The following is an 18,956-nucleotide window of genomic DNA, read 5'->3' on the forward strand; positions in this document are numbered from 1 at the left end:
ATGAAATACCGCCTGGGCGACGCCCGAGTCGAAACCCATCCCAACAGCTGGGTGGCCCCCAATGCCACGCTGGTGGGCAAGGTCAAACTGGAGGAGGGCGCCAACGTCTGGTTCAACGCGGTGTTGCGCGGCGACAACGAGCTGATCCTGATCGGCAAGAACAGCAACGTGCAGGACGGCAGCGTGATGCACACCGACATGGGTTACCCGCTGACCCTCGGCACCGGCGTGACCATCGGCCATAACGCCATGTTGCATGGCTGCACCGTCGACGATTACAGCCTGATTGGCATCAATGCGGTGATTCTTAACGGGGCGAAGATCGGCAAGCACTGCATCATCGGCGCCAATTCGCTGATCGGCGAGGGCAAGGAAATTCCCGATGGTTCGTTGGTGATGGGCTCGCCGGGCAAGGTGGTGCGGGAACTGACCGACGTGCAGAAGAAAATGCTCGAGGCCAGCGCTGCGCACTATGTGCATAACGCCCAGCGGTATGCCCGTGATCTGGTTGAGCAGGAAGAATGAACCCGGTAGAACGACCCGTCGCCTCGCCGTGCGTGAGCATTTGTGCGCTGGATGACGATGATATCTGCACGGGATGCCAGCGCACGGTGGAAGAGATTACCCGCTGGAGTCGCATGGACAATACCGAGCGCCGGGTAGTGCTGGGGTTGTGCCATGAGCGGGCGAAGGCGAGTGGGCTGGTGTGGATGATTCCGGGGAAGTCCGGCGCCTGATAGACCGCTTTCGCGAGCAAGCCCGCTCCCACATTTGATTGCGTTTATCTTGGAGGAATGCGTTCAAAATGTGGGAGCGGGCTTGCTCGCGAAAGGGCCTGCCCAGACGACATATTTCCAAATGTGAAGTACCCTGTGCCCCTTGTTCACAGGTCCCTCGCCCCATGTTCTTCCTGATTGCCTACATCAGCAGCGTCGTGCTGATCAACTTCGCCTTTTCTACCGCTCCGCACCTGGATGTGATCTGGTCTGCCTGGGGCGGCCTGGTATTTGTCCTGCGGGACATGGTGCAAACCCGTTTCGGCCATGGCGCGATCATCGCCATGCTGGCGGCGCTGGTGCTGTCCTATATCACCTCCGATCCGTCCATCGCCCTGGCCAGCGCCACGGCGTTCGCGGTGTCCGAATGCATTGACTGGCTGGTGTTCAGCATCACCAAGCGCCCACTCCACGACCGCCTGTGGATAAGTTCGGCGCTGAGTATCCCCCTCGATACCTTCATCTTTTTCGGCCTGATCGGCGCCTTGACGCCCGCGGTCGCCGGCACTGCCCTGGTGTCGAAATTCGCCGGCGTTACCGTGGTGTGGCTGGCCATGGCCTGGCGTTTGCGCCGGCAGCGCGTCGCCAACTGAAGCCAATCCTTACAGTTCATGTAAAATGCCGGCCTTTCTCCCCACGATCCGCTCCCCTGAGGACCTGAGATGACCCGAATCGGAACTCCATTGTCGCCAACCGCGACCCGCGTAATGCTGTGTGGCTGCGGTGAGCTGGGCAAGGAAGTGGTAATCGAACTGCAACGCCTGGGCGTTGAAGTGATTGCCGTGGATCGCTACGCCAACGCACCGGCCATGCAGGTTGCCCACCGCAGCCACGTGATCAACATGCTCGATGGCGCCGCGCTGCGTGCCGTGATCGAAGCCGAAAAGCCGCACTTCATCGTGCCGGAAATCGAAGCGATCGCCACCGCCACCCTCGTGGAGCTGGAAGCCGAAGGCTTCACCGTGATCCCGACCGCCCGCGCGACGTTGCTGACCATGAACCGCGAAGGCATCCGTCGCCTGGCCGCCGAAGAGCTGGACCTGCCGACCTCGCCGTACCACTTCGCCGACACCTTCGAGGACTACAGCAAGGCCGTCACCGACCTGGGCTTCCCGTGTGTGGTCAAGCCGGTGATGAGTTCGTCGGGCAAGGGCCAGAGCCTGCTGCGCAGCGCCGATGACGTGCAGAAAGCCTGGGATTACGCCCAGGAAGGCGGGCGTGCCGGCAAGGGCCGCGTGATCATCGAAGGCTTTATCGACTTCGACTACGAAATCACCCTGCTGACCGTGCGCCACATTGGCGGCACTACCTTCTGCGCGCCTGTCGGTCACCGTCAGGAGAAGGGCGATTACCAGGAATCCTGGCAGCCACAGGCCATGAGCCCGATTGCACTGGCGGAATCCGAGCGCGTTGCCAAGGCGGTAACCGAAGCGTTGGGTGGTCGTGGTCTGTTTGGCGTCGAGCTGTTTATCAAAGGCGATCAGGTGTGGTTCAGCGAAGTGTCGCCGCGCCCCCATGACACTGGCCTGGTGACCCTGATTTCCCAGGACTTGTCGCAGTTCGCCCTGCATGCGCGGGCAATTCTCGGCCTGCCGATCCCGTTGATCCGTCAGTTCGGGCCTTCGGCTTCGGCAGTGATCCTGGTGGAAGGCAAGTCGACCCAGACGGCGTTTTCCAACCTGGGTGCAGCCTTGAGCGAGCCGGATACGGCGTTGCGTCTGTTCGGCAAGCCGGAAGTGAATGGCCAGCGCCGTATGGGCGTGGCGCTGGCGCGGGATGAGTCGATTGAGGCAGCGCGGGCTAAAGCCACTCGTGCTTCGAAGGCTGTTGTTGTAGAGCTGTAACCCCCCGCCGATCGTTCCCACGCTCCGCGTGGGAATGCCGCGCTGGACGCTCCGCGTCCGCTCTTAAGGGCGTGACGCAGAGCGTCACCGGATGCATTCCCACGCAGAGCGTGGGAATGATCATCATCAGGCGACCTTGTTCAAATCGTTATTGCGCGTCTCTTTCAGGCACAACACAGCAATCAAGCTGATCACCGCTGCCGCCGACACATACCCGCCGACATAACTCAAACCGCCCATCGCCACCAGCTTGGTCGCGAAGAACGGTGCCGCCGACGCACCCACGATCCCACCCAGGTTATACGCCGCCGAAGCACCGGTATAACGCACGCGGGTCGGGAACAGTTCCGGCAACATCGCGCCCATCGGGGCAAACGTCACGCCCATCAGGAACAGCTCCAGCGCCAGGAACAGTGCCACGGCCCAGGTTGAACCGTGGGTCAGCAACGGCTCCATGGTGAAGCCGGAGAGGATGGTCAGAATCGCCCCCACAATCAGCACCGGCTTACGCCCGTAACGGTCGCTGGCCCACGCCGCCAGCGGCGTCGCCGCGCCCATGAACAGCACCGCGAAGCACAACAGCCCGAGGAAGGTTTCACGGCTGTAACCCAGCGTAGACACGCCGTAGCTCAGGGAAAACGCGGTGGTGATATAGAACAGCGCATAACACACCACCATCGAGGCCGCACCCAGCAGGACCGGCAGCCAATGCTGGCTGAACAGTTCCACCAGCGGCACCTTCACCGGCGCTTCCTTGGCCACGGCGTTCGCGAACACCGGCGTTTCATGCAGTTTGAGCCGCGCATACAGCCCCACCATTACCAGCGCCGCGCTGAGAATGAACGGAATGCGCCAGCCCCAGCTGCGGAACTGTTCGTCGCTCAGGCTCATGGCCAGGATCAGGAACAGCCCGTTGGCCGCCAGAAAGCCAATCGACGGGCCCAACTGCGGGAACATGCCGAACCAGGCGCGTTTGCCCTTCGGGGCGTTCTCGGTGGCCAGCAACGCCGCGCCGCCCCATTCGCCGCCAAGCCCGAGGCCCTGGCCGAAGCGCAGTACGCAGAGCAGGATCGGTGCCCAGGCGCCGATGCTGTCATATCCGGGCAGCAAGCCGATCAGCGTGGTGCACACGCCCATCAGCAGCAGGGAAGCCACCAGTGTCGACTTGCGGCCAATCCGGTCACCAAAGTGGCCGAACAGCGCCGAGCCCAGTGGCCGCGCGATAAACGCGATACCGAAGGTCAGGAACGAGGCGAGCATCTGCGCCGTGCCGGAGGTTTGCGGGAAGAACACCGGGCCGATCACCAGCGCGGCGGCAGTTGCGTAGATATAGAAGTCGTAGAACTCGATGGCGGTGCCGATGATGCTCGCGGTGGCGACCCGGGCCGTCGAGTTGGTCGGGGCGGCGGTCGCCGTCTCGTTATAGGTGGTGCTCATTGAGGTATCCCTGACGGTCATTGCGCGTTTGGACGCGGATTATTATTGGTCGAACACCCATGGATCAGGGTTGTGCGCGGGGCGGCTCGGGATGGGAGCAAACACCGGTCAGACACGGTAAAGCGGTGCCTGGACGCGCTCAGTGCGGGTAGCACGCGGTCGGGCGGGGCTTGGGTAAGCCGCCCGATTATAGGAAGGGGTTTGCGGATCCAACAAGGGGCTTAAGCGGCGACCGGCACCGTGCTGGTGTGCCAGATCAGCACCTTGGCGACGCGGTTGTCCTCGGTCTCGAGGATTTCCAGGCGATAACGGCCGATTTTCAGGCACACGGCGCAGTCCGGGATGGTCTCCAGCGCTTCGGTCACCAGGCCGTTGAGGGTCTTGGGGCCGTCGCTGGGCAGGTGCCAGCCGAGGGTTTTGTTCAAGTCACGGATCGAGGCGGCGCCGTCGATCACGTAGCGGCCATCCAGTTGGGGCTGGATGTGCGGGTTGTCGAGGTGCTGCTCGTTTTCGAACTCACCGACGATTTCTTCAAGAATGTCTTCCAGGGTCACAATGCCCAGCACTTCGCCGTACTCATCCACCACCATGCCCAGGCGGCGCTGTTGCTTGTGAAAATTCAGCAATTGCAGTTGCAGCGGTGTGCTTTCCGGGACGAAGTAGGGCTCGTGACAGGCCTCCAGCAGCGCTTCCTTGGTCAGGCTGGCGTCCGGCAGCAGGTGGCGGATCTGCCGGGTGTTGAGCACCGCCTCGACCTGGTTGATGTCGCTGTGGAACACTGGCAGCCGGGTTCGGGTGGAAACCCGCAGTTGCTCGATGATTTCCTCTACCGGGTCATCCAGGTTGATGCCGTCCACTTCGCTGCGGGGCACCAGGATGTCGTTGACGGTGATGTTGTCCAGGGCGTGGATGCCCGGCATGCCCGGCGCGCGGGTGTTGGGGATTTCGGCTTCCGGCTCGTCGTCCTGGTCCGGCTGCGGCTCGTCGCTCTTCTTGACCAGCCCGGGCTTGCGGGTGAACGGGCGCAGCAGCAACAGGCTGACACCGTTGAGCAGCCAGGCCAGCGGATAAAGGATTTTCAGCGGCACGCTCAGCAAGGTATTGCCGAAGCCAAGGATGGTTTGCGGGTGGCGAGTGGCCAGGGCACGCGGCAGATAGTCGGCCAGCACCAGCAGCACCGCGCTGGAGATCGCCCAGCCGAGCCACGGGCCGTTTTGCGCCCAGGCGTAGATCGCCAGCAGGGTGCAGAGAATCACCACCACGGCGCGGCACAGGGTATTGCAGAGGATCAGGCTGTTGCGCGGGAAGTTCAGGCGGGCGGCGGCTTTGTCACCCTGGCGGGTGCCGGGGCGCAGGGCCAGCAAATGTTGCTGGGCGGCTTCGATGGCGGTAAACAGCGCCGACCATAAAACCAGCAAGGCTACTACCGCAAGCATCGGCCCCAAGGGCAAGTTGTCCATGTCGGCTGCCCGTCAGATATGCAGGATGTATTCGCGAACCAGCTTGCTGCCGAAATAGGCCAGCATCAGCAGGCAGAAACCGGCCAGGGTCCAGCGGATCGCCTTGTGCCCGCGCCAGCCGAGACGGTTGCGGCCCCACAGCAGCACGCTGAACACCACCCAGGCCAGGCAGGCCAGCAGGGTTTTATGCACAAGATGCTGGGCAAACAGGTTCTCGACGAACAGCCAGCCGGAGATCAGCGACAGCGACAGCAGCGTCCAGCCGGCCCAGAGGAAGCCGAACAGCAGGCTTTCCATGGTTTGCAGCGGCGGGAAGTTCTTGATCAGCCCCGACGGGTGCTTGTGCTTGAGCTGGTGGTCTTGCAACAGCAGCAGCAAGGCCTGGAACACCGCGATGGTGAACATGCCGTAGGCGAGGATCGACAGCAGGATGTGGGCGAGGATGCCCGGCTCTTCATCAATGACCTGCACGGTGCCGGTCGGTGTGAATTGCGCCAGCAGCACCGTCAGCATCCCGAGCGGGAACAACAGCACCAGCAGATTCTCCACCGGGATCCGGTAGCAGGCCATCAGGGTCAGCGCGATCACCGCGGCGGCAATCAGGCTGGCAGCGCTGAAGAAATCCAGGCCCAGGCCGACCGGCGTCATCAAGTGCGTGAACAGGCTGGCGGCGTGAGCCAGCAGGGCGAGGACGCCAAGGCCTACCAGCAGGCGTTTGTCGGCCTTGGCGCCTTGGGCCAGACGAGTGCCCTGATAGAGGGTCGCAGCGGCATACAAGATGGCGGCGGCGAGGCTGGGTAGCAAACTGGGTGACAAAGGGAGCATAAATCCTGTTAAGCAGGCCCGAAAGGCGCTGAGTTTGGCATACACCTGCGTAACACGAAAGACTCTCAGGCCAGACAGCGGGTGTGCATGGCGACAGTCTTCGCTATAATCCGCGACCTGCCCACGCCGCAGGCTCGCCGAGCGCTGTTTTTAATAGCGATTTACCACAGCCTGGGCCGCCATTACCTCGGTCTAACAATGCATTTCGATGAATAGGGCCTGAAAGGATCGCGCATGTTTGAAAATCTGACTGACCGTCTCTCGCAGACGCTGCGCCATGTCACCGGCAAGGCCAAGCTGACCGAGGACAATATTAAAGACACCCTGCGTGAAGTGCGCATGGCGTTGCTGGAAGCCGACGTCGCCTTGCCGGTGGTGAAGGACTTCGTCAACTCGGTCAAAGAGCGCGCGGTCGGCACCGAAGTGTCCCGCAGCCTGACGCCGGGCCAGGCCTTTGTGAAGATCGTCCAGGCCGAACTCGAAAGCCTGATGGGCGCGGCCAACGAAGATTTGAACCTCAGCGCCGTGCCGCCAGCCGTTGTGCTGATGGCCGGTCTGCAAGGTGCGGGCAAGACCACCACCGCCGGCAAACTGGCGCGCTTCCTTAAAGAGCGCAAGAAGAAGTCGGTGATGGTGGTGTCTGCCGACGTTTACCGCCCGGCGGCTATTAAACAGCTGGAAATGCTCGCGGGCGAAGTGGGCGTGACCTTCTTCCCGTCCGACCTGAGCCAGAAACCGGTCGATATCGCCCAGGCGGCTATTAAAGAAGCCAAGCTGAAATTCATCGACGTGGTCATCGTCGATACCGCCGGTCGCCTGCACATCGACGAAGAGATGATGGGCGAGATCAAGGCGCTGCATGCCGCGATCAACCCGGTAGAAACCCTGTTCGTGGTCGATGCCATGACCGGCCAGGATGCGGCCAATACCGCCAAGGCCTTTGGTGATGCACTGCCGCTGACCGGTGTGATCCTGACCAAGGTCGACGGCGATGCCCGTGGCGGTGCCGCCTTGTCGGTACGCGCCATTACCGGCAAGCCGATCAAGTTCATCGGTATGGGCGAGAAGAGCGAAGCGCTCGAGCCGTTCCACCCTGAGCGTATCGCCTCGCGTATCCTCGGCATGGGCGACGTGCTCAGCCTGATCGAGCAAGCGGAAGCGACCCTCGACAAGGACAAGGCCGACAAGCTGGCTAAAAAGCTGAAGAAGGGCAAGGGCTTCGACCTCGAGGACTTCCGCGACCAGCTGCAGCAGATGAAGAACATGGGCGGCCTCGGCGGCCTGATGGACAAGCTGCCGAACATCGGCGGCGTGAACCTGGCGCAAATGGGCAATGCCCAGGGCGCGGCAGAGAAGCAATTCAAGCAGATGGAAGCCATCATCAATTCCATGACCCCGGCCGAGCGCCGCGACCCTGAGCTGATCAGCGGTTCGCGCAAACGTCGGATCGCCATGGGTTCCGGCACCCAGGTGCAGGACATCGGTCGCTTGATCAAGCAACACAAGCAGATGCAGAAGATGATGAAGAAATTCTCCGCAAAAGGCGGAATGGCCAAGATGATGCGCGGCATGGGCGGTATGTTGCCCGGCGGCGGCATGCCGAAAATGTAAAGAATTCGAGCAGAAGTTCGCTTCTGCTCCGACCCGCAGGGATGCGGGATCTCCAGCAAACCCGCCATTGGCGGGAGCTGACTTGCCGTTTTAACCGACGGCTCTATAGCAGATCTGAATGGCACGCTGATAGGCGCCAGAAAAAGACATTTGCAAAAGTCCGGATATTCCTTAGAATATGCGGCCTTTCGGGCACCTATGCCCGCTGTGCATTTAGATTTGCAGCACCGACTACAGGAACGATGTTCACATGCTAACAATCCGTCTTGCCCTTGGCGGCTCCAAAAAGCGCCCGTTTTACCACTTGACCGTAACTGACAGCCGCAACCCACGTGACGGCTCTCACAAGGAACAAGTTGGCTTCTTCAACCCGATCGCTCGTGGTCAAGAAGTCCGTCTGTCCGTGAACCAAGAGCGCGTAGCCTACTGGCTGAGCGTTGGTGCACAACCTTCTGAGCGCGTTGCTCAGTTGTTGAAGGATGCATCTAAGGCTGCGGCCTGAGCAATATGAACGCGACGCCAGCGGTTGCTGATGATTTGATCGTTATCGGCAAGATTTATTCTGTTCATGGCGTTCGCGGCGAAGTGAAGGTGTATTCCTTTACTGATCCGACTGAAAACCTGTTGCAGTACAAGACCTGGACGCTCAAGCGCGAAGGTAGTGTGAAACAGGTAGAGCTGGTCAGTGGACGCGGGAGCGACAAGTTCCTGGTCGCAAAGCTCAAGGGTCTTGATGATCGTGAAGAAGCTCGTCTTCTGGCCGGTTATGAGATCTGCGTGCCGCGCAACCTGTTCCCTGAATTGACCGACGGCGAGTACTACTGGTACCAGCTGGAAGGTCTGAAGGTTATTGATCAACTTGGGCAATTGCTCGGGAAAATCGATCATCTTCTGGAAACCGGCGCCAATGATGTAATGGTGGTCAAGCCTTGCGCTGGCAGCCTGGATGATCGCGAACGCCTGTTGCCCTATACCGAGCAATGCGTGTTGGCCGTCGACCTGGCAGCGGGCGAGATGAAGGTGGAATGGGACGCGGACTTCTAACGTGGCTAACCTGCGCGTTGAAGTGATCAGTTTGTTTCCCGAGATGTTTTCCGCCATCAGCGAGTACGGCATCACCAGTCGGGCGGTGAAACAGGGGCTCTTGCAGCTCACCTGTTGGAACCCGCGAGACTACACGACGGATCGACATCACACTGTGGACGATCGCCCATTTGGCGGTGGCCCGGGCATGGTGATGAAGATCAAGCCCCTGGAAGATGCGTTGGTTCAGGCCAAGGCAGCCGCCGGGGAGAAGGCGAAGGTAATTTACCTGTCCCCTCAAGGCCGTCAGCTGAATCAGTCGGCGGTACGCGAGTTGGCGAATCTGGAAGCATTAATCCTGATTGCCGGTCGCTATGAAGGCATTGACGAGCGTTTTATTGATGCTCATGTCGATGAAGAGTGGTCGATTGGGGACTATGTCCTGTCTGGCGGCGAGCTGCCGGCGATGGTCCTGATAGATGCGGTTACACGACTGCTGCCTGGAGCTTTAGGGCATGCGGACTCCGCGGAGGAAGATTCCTTCACGGATGGTTTGCTGGATTGCCCGCACTACACCCGACCGGAGGTGTATGCGGATCAGCGTGTTCCCGACGTATTGCTAAGTGGCAATCACGCACACATCCGGCGTTGGCGTTTACAGCAGTCCCTCGGGCGGACCTATGAACGACGCGCCGATCTTCTGGAAAGCCGCTCGCTTTCTGGAGAAGAGAAGAAGCTGCTCGAGGAATACATCCTCGGGCGGGACGATAGTTAACAACGTATCGATGGTAGGTCCGACGACTTACCTTAGGAGCACAGCATGACTAACAAAATCATCCTTGCACTCGAAGCAGAGCAGATGACCAAAGAGATCCCTACCTTTGCCCCGGGCGACACCATTGTCGTTCAGGTGAAAGTGAAGGAAGGCGACCGTTCGCGTCTGCAAGCGTTCGAAGGCGTGGTAATTGCCAAGCGTAACCGTGGTGTGAACAGTGCTTTCACTGTTCGTAAAATCTCCAACGGTGTTGGCGTAGAGCGTACTTTCCAGACCTACAGCCCGCAAATCGACAGCATGGCCGTTAAACGTCGCGGTGACGTACGTAAAGCCAAGCTGTACTACCTGCGTGACCTGTCCGGTAAAGCAGCTCGCATCAAGGAAAAACTGGCTTAAGTCCAGCTTCCCGATGCAGAAAAAAGCAGCCTACGGGCTGCTTTTTTGTTGCCTGAAATTTGTCCATTTCCCCGGTATCTATTCATGACTCCCCGCCTCGAAGAAATTCAGCGTCGCACTGACCTTAAAGCCGTTTTCCGCTTTTGTGGCGAGGGAGCTTGCTCCCGTTGGGCTGCGCAGCGGCCCTGAAACCGGCAATAGAAGTCTCTCTGTTGGACCTCAATGGTCAATCAGGGCCGCTTCGCGCCCCAGCGGGAGCAAGCTCCCTTGCCACAGATTATTTGCCCGCTTTCATTGATGTGTAGCGGCCCGTGCTGCGATAGGATCTACCCGACATCGCCATTTTCCCTGCTTGAGCCCTCATGTCCGCCATCGACCACCCCCAGATAGACCGCTTCCTCGACGCCCTCTGGCTGGAAAAAGGCCTGTCGGACAACACCCGCCAGGCTTACCGCAGCGACCTCGCGTTGTTCAATGGCTGGCTGCAGGAGAAAAACCTCGAGCTGCTCGACGCCGGTCGCGAGCTGATTCTCGACCACCTGGCCTGGCGCCTGGAGCAAAACTACAAGCCTCGCTCTACTGCGCGTTTTCTCTCAGGCGTGCGTGGCTTCTATCGCTACCTGCTGCGGGAAAAGCTGATCGCTGTCGACCCAACCCTGCAAATCGACATGCCACAGTTGGGCCGGCCACTGCCCAAATCCCTGTCGGAAGCCGACGTCGAAGCCCTGCTCGCAGCCCCCGACCTGAGCGAAGCCATCGGCCAGCGCGACCGTGCCATGCTGGAAGTGCTGTATGCCTGCGGCCTGCGCGTCACCGAGCTGATCAGCCTGACCCTGGAACAGGTCAACCTGCGCCAGGGCGTATTGCGCGTAATGGGCAAGGGCAGCAAGGAGCGCCTGGTGCCCATGGGCGAAGAGGCGATCGTGTGGATCGAACGCTACATGCGCGACGCCCGAGCCGAGTTGCTCAACGGTCGGCCCAGCGATGTACTGTTTCCCAGCCAGCGCGGCGAACAGATGACCCGCCAGACCTTCTGGCATCGCATCAAGCACCAGGCCAAGGTTGCCGGCATCGGCAAGTCGCTGTCGCCCCACACCCTGCGCCACGCGTTCGCCACGCATTTGCTCAACCACGGCGCGGATTTGCGCGTGGTTCAAATGCTCCTGGGCCACAGCGACTTATCCACCACCCAGATCTACACCCACGTGGCGCGGGCACGTTTGCAGGAGATGCACGCCAAGCACCATCCCCGTGGATGAAAAACACTTCGGAAAAAGCCCAATTTCCCCGCGACTGGCTGCCCTGCGGCCCAACTGTGGTAGGCTTTGCCGGTTCGCAAAGGGGACGGCCCAAACCCGTGTTTGAAGATCGGTGTTCCTGCTCCCGTCCCTGCATCTGCCTTCAGGAGTTCCCATGCGCTTGACCCAGATTTTTGCCATCGCAGCCATTGCGTTGGTCTCAACCTTTGCCGTCGCCGACGACGCCGCAGAGAAGACAATCCGCAAGAGCCTGGAAGCCCTCCAGCTCGACACCCCGATTGAAAGCATCAACGCCAGCCCGATGGCCGGCCTGTACGAAGTCAAGCTCAAGGGCAGTCGCGTGCTGTACGCCAGTGCCGATGGCCAGTACATCGTCCAGGGCTACCTGTTCCAGCTCAAAGACGGCAAGCCGGTGAACCTCACCGAGAAAGCCGAGCGCCTGGGCGTGTCCAAGCTGATCAACGGTATTCCGGTGGCTGAAACCGTGGTTTACCCGGCCATCGGCGAAACCAAGACCCACATCACCGTGTTCACCGACACCACCTGCCCGTACTGCCACAAGCTGCATGCCGAAGTGCCTGAGCTGAACAAGCTCGGCGTTGAAGTGCGCTACGTGGCGTTCCCGCGCCAGGGCCTGGGTTCGCCGGGTGACGAGCAGTTGCAAGCCGTCTGGTGTTCGGCCGACAAGAAAGCGGCGATGGACAAGATGGTCGATGGCAAGGAAATCAAGGCCGCCAAGTGCGCCAACCCGGTTTCCAAGCAGTTCGCCCTCGGCCAGTCGATTGGTGTGAACGGTACGCCGGCCATCGTTTTGGCTGACGGCCAGGTGATTCCGGGCTACCAGCCTGCGCCGCAAGTTGCCAAACTGGCACTGAACGCAAAGTAAGCATTATCGTCGAGCCTTGACGATCATGATCCGCCGACAGTTCGGCGGGTCATTAATAGAGAGCCGCAGTTGTGCGGCTGTTTTCACGGCCGACCTTGAGTCGGCCGTTTCATGGGGAGTTCTTCAGTGAAACCGGTCAAAGTAGGCATCTGTGGGTTAGGGACCGTCGGTGGCGGCACCTTCAACGTACTTCAGCGTAACGCTGAAGAAATTTCCCGCCGTGCAGGGCGTGGGATTGAAGTGGCACAAATTGCCACGCGTACGCCAAAGCCTCAGTTCCAAACGACCGGTATTGCGATTACCAACGATGTCTTCGAAGTCGCCACCAACCCTGAAATCGATATCGTCATCGAGCTGGTAGGCGGCTACACCGTGGCCCGCGAGCTGGTGCTCAAGGCCATCGAAAACGGCAAGCATGTGGTCACTGCCAACAAGGCGCTGATTGCCGTGCACGGTAACGAAATCTTCGCCAAGGCCCGCGAGAAGGGCGTGATCGTGGCGTTCGAAGCCGCCGTGGCCGGTGGCATCCCGGTGATCAAGGCGATCCGTGAAGGCCTGTCCGCCAACCGTATCAACTGGGTGGCCGGCATCATCAACGGCACCGGTAACTTCATCCTCACCGAAATGCGCGAGAAGGGCCGTACCTTCGAAGACGTGCTGGCCGAAGCCCAGGCCCTGGGTTACGCCGAAGCCGATCCGACCTTCGACGTGGAAGGCATCGACGCTGCCCACAAGCTGACCATCCTGGCGTCCATCGCCTTTGGTATCCCGTTGCAGTTCGACAAGGCCTACACCGAAGGCATCACCAAGCTGACCACCGCCGACGTGAACTACGCCGAAGCCCTGGGCTACCGCATCAAGCACCTCGGTGTGGCGCGCAGCACCCCGGCCGGTATCGAGCTGCGTGTGCACCCGACACTGATCCCGGCCGACCGCCTGATCGCCAACGTCAATGGCGTGATGAACGCCGTGATGGTCAACGGTGACGCTGCCGGTTCCACCCTGTTCTACGGCGCCGGCGCCGGCATGGAGCCGACCGCTTCGTCTGTGATCGCCGACCTGGTGGACGTGGTGCGTGCCATGACCAGCGACCCGGAAAACCGCGTACCGCACCTGGCCTTCCAGCCGGACTCGCTGTCGGCCCACCCGATCCTGCCGATCGAAGCCTGCGAAAGTGCCTACTACCTGCGCATCCAGGCCAAGGATCATCCGGGCGTGCTCGCCCAGGTGGCCAGCATCCTGTCGGAGCGCGGCATCAACATTGAATCGATCATGCAGAAGGAAGTCGAAGAACAGGACGGCCTGGTGCCCATGATCCTGCTGACCCACCGTGTGCTGGAGCAGCACATCAACGACGCCATCGCCGCGCTTGAAGCGTTGCAGGGCGTGGTTGGGCCGGTGGTGCGGATTCGCGTCGAACACCTGAACTAATCGTTTTGCGGCAAGGGCCCCACGCGTTCGGCGGCCCTTGTTCAAGCATGCTCTAGAGGAGCCAGTCATGCGTTATATCAGCACCCGCGGCCAGGCACCGGCCCTGAATTTCGAAGACGTTCTGCTGGCCGGTCTGGCCACTGACGGCGGCCTGTACGTGCCGGAAAATCTGCCACGCTTCACCCAGGAAGAAATCGCTTCGTGGGCCGGCCTGCCGTACCACGAGCTGGCGTTCCGGGTCATGCGCCCGTTCGTCACCGGCAGCATCCCGGATGCGGATTTCAAGAAGATCCTGGAAGAAACCTACGGCGTGTTTTCCCACAGCGCCATCGCCCCGTTGCGTCAACTGAACGGCAACGAATGGGTCCTGGAGCTGTTCCACGGCCCAACCCTGGCGTTCAAGGACTTCGCCCTGCAACTGCTGGGTCGCCTGCTGGACTACGTGCTGGAAAAACGCGGTGAGCGCGTGGTGATCATCGGCGCTACTTCCGGTGATACCGGCTCGGCGGCGATCGAAGGCTGCAAGCACTGCGAAAACGTCGACATCTTCATCCTGCACCCGCACAACCGCGTGTCGGAAGTGCAGCGTCGGCAGATGACCACGATCTTCGGCGAGAACATCCACAACATCGCCATCGAAGGCAACTTCGATGACTGCCAGGAAATGGTCAAGGCCAGCTTCGCCGACCAGAGCTTCCTCAAGGGCACCCGCCTGGTAGCGGTGAACTCGATCAACTGGGCGCGGATCATGGCCCAGATCGTCTACTACTTCCATGCTTCCCTGCAGTTGGGCGGCCCGGCGCGTTCGGTGTCGTTCTCGGTGCCAACCGGCAACTTCGGCGACATCTTCGCCGGTTACCTGGCACGCAACATGGGCCTGCCGATCAACCAGTTGATCGTCGCCACCAACCGCAACGACATCCTGCACCGCTTCATGAGCGGCAACCAGTACGTCAAGGAAACCCTGCACGCCACACTGTCGCCGTCGATGGACATCATGGTCTCGTCGAACTTCGAACGCCTGCTGTTCGACATGCACGGTCGCAACGGTGCTGCACTGGCCGGCCTGATGGACAGCTTCAAGCAAGGTGGCGGTTTCAGCGTCGAGCAGGAGCGCTGGACCGAAACCCGCAAGCTGTTCGACTCCCTGGCGGTGGACGACGCAGAAACCTGCGAGACCATCGCCGAAGTCTACGCCCAGACCGGCGAGCTGCTGGACCCGCACACCGCCATTGGTGTCAAGGCCGCGCGTGAATGCCGCCGCAGCCTGGACATCCCGATGGTGATTCTCGGCACCGCGCACCCGGTCAAATTCCCGGAAGCGGTAGAGAAGGCCGGGGTTGGCAAGGCGCTGGAATTGCCGCCGCACCTCACCGACCTGTTTGAGCGTGAAGAGCGTTGCACGGTATTGGCCAATGACCTGAAAGCGGTGCAGGCGTTTGTCAGCCAGCATGGCAATCGCGGCAAGCCACTCTGATCCAACGGCTTTGCGTGGTGGATCAAGCCCGTCTTCGTGACGGGCTTTTTCATTCTGGCGAGCCATACTTGCGCGGCGACCAACAAGAATAATCAAGGAAACCCAACCGGTGTATTTATCGACCCGAGCACACGCGTGGCTGGCATGTGTGCTGCTGCTTGGCCATGGTTCGGCAAGCCTCGCGGCTGTCAGCCTGCCGTTCAAGCTGGTGCCGGCGTTCATTGCCCTGGAGCCCATGCCCCTGACGGCCAGCGAGCAGCAATGGCTGGCGGCCCATCGGCCACTGAGAGTGGGCATTTCGATTGATGACTATCAGCCGATCGATATCACCCGCGACCGCAATCGCTACCAGGGCATCAGCGCCGATTACCTGAGCCTGATCGGCGCGCGTCTGCATGCACCGATGCAAGTCCTGGGTTTTGCCGAGCGGGCGCAGGCGGTGGAGGCCCTGCGGAGCGGCGCCATCGATATTCTCACCAGTGCCAACGGTTACGAGCGTGATGTGTCGGGGTTGCGCTTTACCGAAGACTACATGCCGGACCGCTCGGTGGTGGTCGTGCGCCGGGATGACAGCACCCAGAACGAGGACCTCAAGGACAAGAAGCTGGTGTTGCTGGACGGTTACGCCAACGTCAAGAACGTCCATCAGGCGTATCCCGGGAGCCACATCATGCTGGCACCGAATCTCTACAGTGGCCTCGAAGCGCTGAAGCAAGGTGATGCCGATGCGTTTATCGGCAACGAAGTGATCGTGCGCGCCTATAAATCGCTGCGGCCCTACCTGGGCTTGCAGATCAAGGTGGAAAGCCGGCTGGCGCCCATCGGCTTTGCCTTTGCCACGCGGGAGGCCGACCCGCTGTTGGGGACGCTGATGGACCGGGCGCTGGCGAGTATTGATGAGTCTGTGCGGCGGGAGATCCTTGCGCGCTGGACCACCGGACTGGGGGTGGGCATTGCCGCCGAGCGCATCGCCTTGTCGGCCCCGGAGCGGGCCTGGGTACTTCAGCATCCGCATGTGGTGGTGGCGTCCCAGCAACTGTCTCCCTATGTATTCAAGGACAAGGACGGCCAGTGGGTGGGGCTGAATGTGGACTTGCTCAACCGCATTTCACGCATGACCGGCCTGCAGTTCGTGATGGAGGAAGTGTCCTCCACGGCACAGACCCTGGGGTTGCTGGAAACGGGCAGGGCGGACATGAACACCACCCTGGCCGAAAATCAGGAGCGCAAGGCCTTTCTCGATTTCAGCCATGGGTTCGGGGGCTCAGGCTGGGTGTTTATCCAGCGCGCTGACGCACCGCCAGTGGCCAGTTTGAGCGAGCTTTCAGGCAAGGTGCTGGCGCTGCCGGCACGCCATGTCCTGGAGGGATATATTCGTCGCGAGCACCCCGGGATCAAGCTGCAATCGGTGGATAACTACGTCCAGGCCCGTGAGCTGGTAACGCAGGGTCGCGCGGCGGCGACTATCCAGAGTGAAGTGGAAGTGCAGAGTTACCCGGCCGATGAGTTGCGCATCGGCCGCAGTGTCGAGGGCAAGTGGTCGGCCAACAGCCTGTCGGTGCGCAAGGATCAACCGGAACTGCTGAGCATTTTGAACAAGGCGCTGGAAGCGCTGCCGGTCGCGGAATTGAGCGCCCTGCGTTTGCGTTGGCTGGGGAGCGTACCCGTCCCGGTGCCGGCCTGGCAGCGTGTGCCGCCATGGGCCTACTGGACGGTCGCCATGGCGCTGCTGTTTGTGCTGGTGTCCCTGGCCTGGAACAGCCGGCTCAAGCGCCAGATTCGCCAGCGCCTCCAGGCCGAGCAGCGGCTCAACGACCAGTTGGCGTTCAAGCGCGCGCTGCTGGACGGCATGCCCAACCCGGTATTTGTGCGTGATCTGGAAGGACGCCTGGTGACCTGCAACACCAGCTATGAACAACAGTTGAACACCCGGCGCGAGCAGATCCAGGGCCTGACGCTGATGGAAAGCGGGCTGATGCCTGACGCTACGGCCGCGCGCCTGCATGCCGGCCACATGGAGCAATTGGCGAGCCAGCAGTCGCTGTTCGTCGACCGGCAGCTGGAGTTCAATGGCGGGGCGTTTCATGTGTATCAGTGGACGGTGCCGTTCTTCGACGCCAAGGGCCAGCTCCAGGGTTTGCTCGGTGGCTGGGTCGATATCAACGAGCGCAAGGTCCTGGAGCTCCAGCTGATGGATGCGCGGCAGGCCGCTGACGAAGCGAACTACGCAAAAAGCGCGTTTCTCTCGACCCTGAGCCACGAGATTCGCACGCCGATGACCGCCATTATCGGTCTGCTCGAGCTGGAGCAGGAGCGTGCCCAGGCTGAAGGCAAGCCAGTGTCTGAAGCCCTGCGAGTGGCCCATCGCTCGGCGCGTGAGTTGATTGCCCTGATGGGTGACAGCCTGGACCTGGCCAAGATTGAAGCCGGTCATCTGCAACTGGCGCCGCAGGCCACTGACTTGAAAGGTTTCTTCGAGGGCATACAGCGCTTGTTCGAACCCATGGCGCAGAAAAAGGGCCTTCACCTGACCCTGGCATTCGACCCGAGCGCGCAAGGATATTACTGGTTCGACCCGCTGCGCCTGCGTCAGGTTATCCATAACCTGTTGGGCAACGCGCTCAAGTTCACCTCGCGCGGTGAGGTTCGGGTCAGTGTTGCGCGCAAGCTTGACCCGGCGGGGGCCGAATATTTGCAGCTGTGTGTGGAGGACAGCGGGCCGGGCATTGGCGTCGAGCAGCAGGCGCGAGTGTTCAAGCCGTTTATCCAGGTCAGCGCGCGGACGGCTGCCGAGCACGGCGGCACGGGACTGGGCTTGAGCATCTGCCAGCAACTGGTGGAATTGATGGGAGGCAGCATCACCCTGAGCAGCGTGGTGGGAGAGGGCACGGTGGTGTGCATCGACCTGTACCTGGATCGGGTCAGCAGCGACGACGTGCCAGCATCTGCCGGTGTACCGCTGCTGGTGGCCGGCCGCAACCTGTCGGTGTTGGTGGTGGATGACCTGCCGGCCAATCGGCTGGTGCTGGTTCAGCAGTTGCAGTTCCTGGGTCATCAAGTAGTGGCCGTCGATTCGGCCGAAGCGGCCTTGCAGCGTTGGCACCATGAGGTGTTTGACGTCCTGGTCACCGATTGCAATATGCCGGGCATGTCCGGCTACGCCTTGAGTGAGGCCATCCGCCGGCTGGAAGCCCAGGAGCAACGGCCACGCCTGGCGCTGGTGGGTTGCACGGCGAATGCCCTGGATGATGAACAGCAGCGCTGCCGGGAGTCGGGAATGGATGAACTGCTGGTCAAGCCCGTGACCCTTGAGCACTGGACGCGTGTGCTCGCCCGCGTCGTGCCTGCACGTTCTTTCAGCATCCAGACCCTGCGCACCATGACCCAGGCCGACGGACCGGTTTTGCAGCGGATGCTGCAGGAGCTGGCGAGGAGCCTTGAGCAGGAGCATAACCTGATGGCCTCCGCCATGGCGGACCACGACCAGGTCCGGCTGGCCGCCTCGCTGCACCGCCTGAAGGGCATATGCTGCCTGGTGGATGCGTTGCCGCTGGCCAAGGCCTGTGTGGCGCTGGAAGGGTGTATTCGGGAGCAGCGCAACGCTGAGATTGAACTGCATTGGTTAGCGCTGCGCGAAGCATTGATCGAATTCCAGGTCGAGCTTGAGGCTTATCTGGACCCGTCCGAATAAGACATGTCCTATGGGGAAGGCGCGGGGTTTTTATTAGTCTGTGCACCCTCGCTTCTCCCCGGTAA

At 61.1% G+C, this 18,956-nt stretch carries 17 protein-coding genes; 14 read left to right on the forward strand and 3 right to left on the reverse strand.

Annotation, left to right across the window (positions count from 1 at the left end):
* From C0058_RS05750 to purT, 4 genes are all read left to right on the forward strand, one after another.
* Positions 1-525: a gamma carbonic anhydrase family protein gene (locus tag C0058_RS05750; RefSeq protein WP_008438249.1), complete on the forward strand. Its 525-nt coding sequence runs from the start codon at positions 1-3 to the stop codon at positions 523-525.
* Complete coding sequence (locus tag C0058_RS05755; RefSeq protein ID WP_003209601.1) at positions 522-737, forward strand: DUF1289 domain-containing protein; 216 nt, start codon at positions 522-524, stop codon at positions 735-737. Before C0058_RS05750 ends, C0058_RS05755 begins: the two co-directional genes overlap by 4 nt.
* 164 nt (positions 738-901) lie before the next feature.
* Positions 902-1,369, forward strand: a complete 468-nt coding sequence (locus tag C0058_RS05760) for a hypothetical protein (protein WP_003209599.1) — start codon at positions 902-904, stop codon at positions 1,367-1,369.
* Between the two features lie 69 nt (positions 1,370-1,438).
* Complete coding sequence (gene purT / locus C0058_RS05765; RefSeq protein ID WP_023659130.1) at positions 1,439-2,620, forward strand: formate-dependent phosphoribosylglycinamide formyltransferase; 1,182 nt, start codon at positions 1,439-1,441, stop codon at positions 2,618-2,620.
* Between the two features lie 126 nt (positions 2,621-2,746).
* On the opposite strand, the gene C0058_RS05770 is transcribed toward purT, so the two are convergent.
* From C0058_RS05770 to C0058_RS05780, 3 genes are all read right to left on the reverse strand, one after another.
* Positions 2,747-4,057 (reverse strand): MFS transporter, encoded by a 1,311-nt coding sequence (locus C0058_RS05770; protein WP_003209595.1) that lies wholly within the window; start codon positions 4,055-4,057, stop codon positions 2,747-2,749.
* Positions 4,058-4,278: 221 nt separating this feature from the next.
* A complete protein-coding gene (locus C0058_RS05775; protein WP_102368198.1) occupies positions 4,279-5,517 on the reverse strand; it encodes a transporter associated domain-containing protein in 1,239 nt (412 codons plus the stop codon).
* Positions 5,518-5,529: 12 nt separating this feature from the next.
* Positions 5,530-6,342 carry an inner membrane protein YpjD gene (locus C0058_RS05780; RefSeq protein WP_010176828.1) on the reverse strand — a complete coding sequence of 271 codons (813 nt, stop codon included), beginning with the start codon at positions 6,340-6,342 and terminating at the stop codon, positions 5,530-5,532.
* Between the two features lie 234 nt (positions 6,343-6,576).
* On the opposite strand from C0058_RS05780, the gene ffh reads away from it, so the two are divergent.
* The 10 genes from ffh (at position 6,577) to C0058_RS05830 (ending at position 18,891) form a co-directional block, all read left to right on the forward strand.
* Positions 6,577-7,953 (forward strand): signal recognition particle protein, encoded by a 1,377-nt coding sequence (gene ffh / locus C0058_RS05785; protein WP_003209589.1) that lies wholly within the window; start codon positions 6,577-6,579, stop codon positions 7,951-7,953.
* 250 nt (positions 7,954-8,203) lie between these two features.
* Complete coding sequence (rpsP, locus tag C0058_RS05790; protein WP_003209587.1) at positions 8,204-8,455, forward strand: 30S ribosomal protein S16; 252 nt, start codon at positions 8,204-8,206, stop codon at positions 8,453-8,455.
* Between the two features lie 5 nt (positions 8,456-8,460).
* Positions 8,461-8,997, forward strand: coding sequence for a ribosome maturation factor RimM (rimM, locus tag C0058_RS05795; RefSeq protein ID WP_003175898.1), 537 nt, complete (start codon positions 8,461-8,463; stop codon positions 8,995-8,997).
* Positions 8,998-9,040: 43 nt separating this feature from the next.
* The gene (trmD, locus tag C0058_RS05800; protein WP_236260845.1) at positions 9,041-9,751 is read left to right on the forward strand and encodes a tRNA (guanosine(37)-N1)-methyltransferase TrmD; all 711 of its coding nucleotides are present in this window, start codon (positions 9,041-9,043) and stop codon (positions 9,749-9,751) included.
* Positions 9,752-9,796: 45 nt separating this feature from the next.
* A complete protein-coding gene (gene rplS / locus C0058_RS05805; RefSeq protein WP_003175895.1) occupies positions 9,797-10,147 on the forward strand; it encodes a 50S ribosomal protein L19 in 351 nt (116 codons plus the stop codon).
* 362 nt (positions 10,148-10,509) lie between these two features.
* Complete coding sequence (gene xerD, locus C0058_RS05810) at positions 10,510-11,406, forward strand: site-specific tyrosine recombinase XerD (protein ID WP_003209584.1); 897 nt, start codon at positions 10,510-10,512, stop codon at positions 11,404-11,406.
* A 154-nt stretch (positions 11,407-11,560) separates the two neighbouring features.
* Positions 11,561-12,292: a bifunctional protein-disulfide isomerase/oxidoreductase DsbC gene (dsbC, locus tag C0058_RS05815; RefSeq protein ID WP_003209582.1), complete on the forward strand. Its 732-nt coding sequence runs from the start codon at positions 11,561-11,563 to the stop codon at positions 12,290-12,292.
* A gap of 126 nt (positions 12,293-12,418) precedes the next feature.
* Positions 12,419-13,723 carry a homoserine dehydrogenase gene (locus C0058_RS05820; RefSeq protein WP_003209580.1) on the forward strand — a complete coding sequence of 435 codons (1,305 nt, stop codon included), beginning with the start codon at positions 12,419-12,421 and terminating at the stop codon, positions 13,721-13,723.
* Between the two features lie 67 nt (positions 13,724-13,790).
* Positions 13,791-15,200, forward strand: a complete 1,410-nt coding sequence (gene thrC / locus C0058_RS05825; RefSeq protein ID WP_003209579.1) for a threonine synthase — start codon at positions 13,791-13,793, stop codon at positions 15,198-15,200.
* 109 nt (positions 15,201-15,309) lie between these two features.
* Positions 15,310-18,891: a transporter substrate-binding domain-containing protein gene (locus C0058_RS05830; RefSeq protein ID WP_102368199.1), complete on the forward strand. Its 3,582-nt coding sequence runs from the start codon at positions 15,310-15,312 to the stop codon at positions 18,889-18,891.
* The last annotated feature ends 65 nt before the right edge of the window (positions 18,892-18,956 follow it).

The organism is Pseudomonas sp. NC02, from assembly GCF_002874965.1.
Classification (GTDB): Bacteria; Pseudomonadota; Gammaproteobacteria; order Pseudomonadales; family Pseudomonadaceae; genus Aquipseudomonas.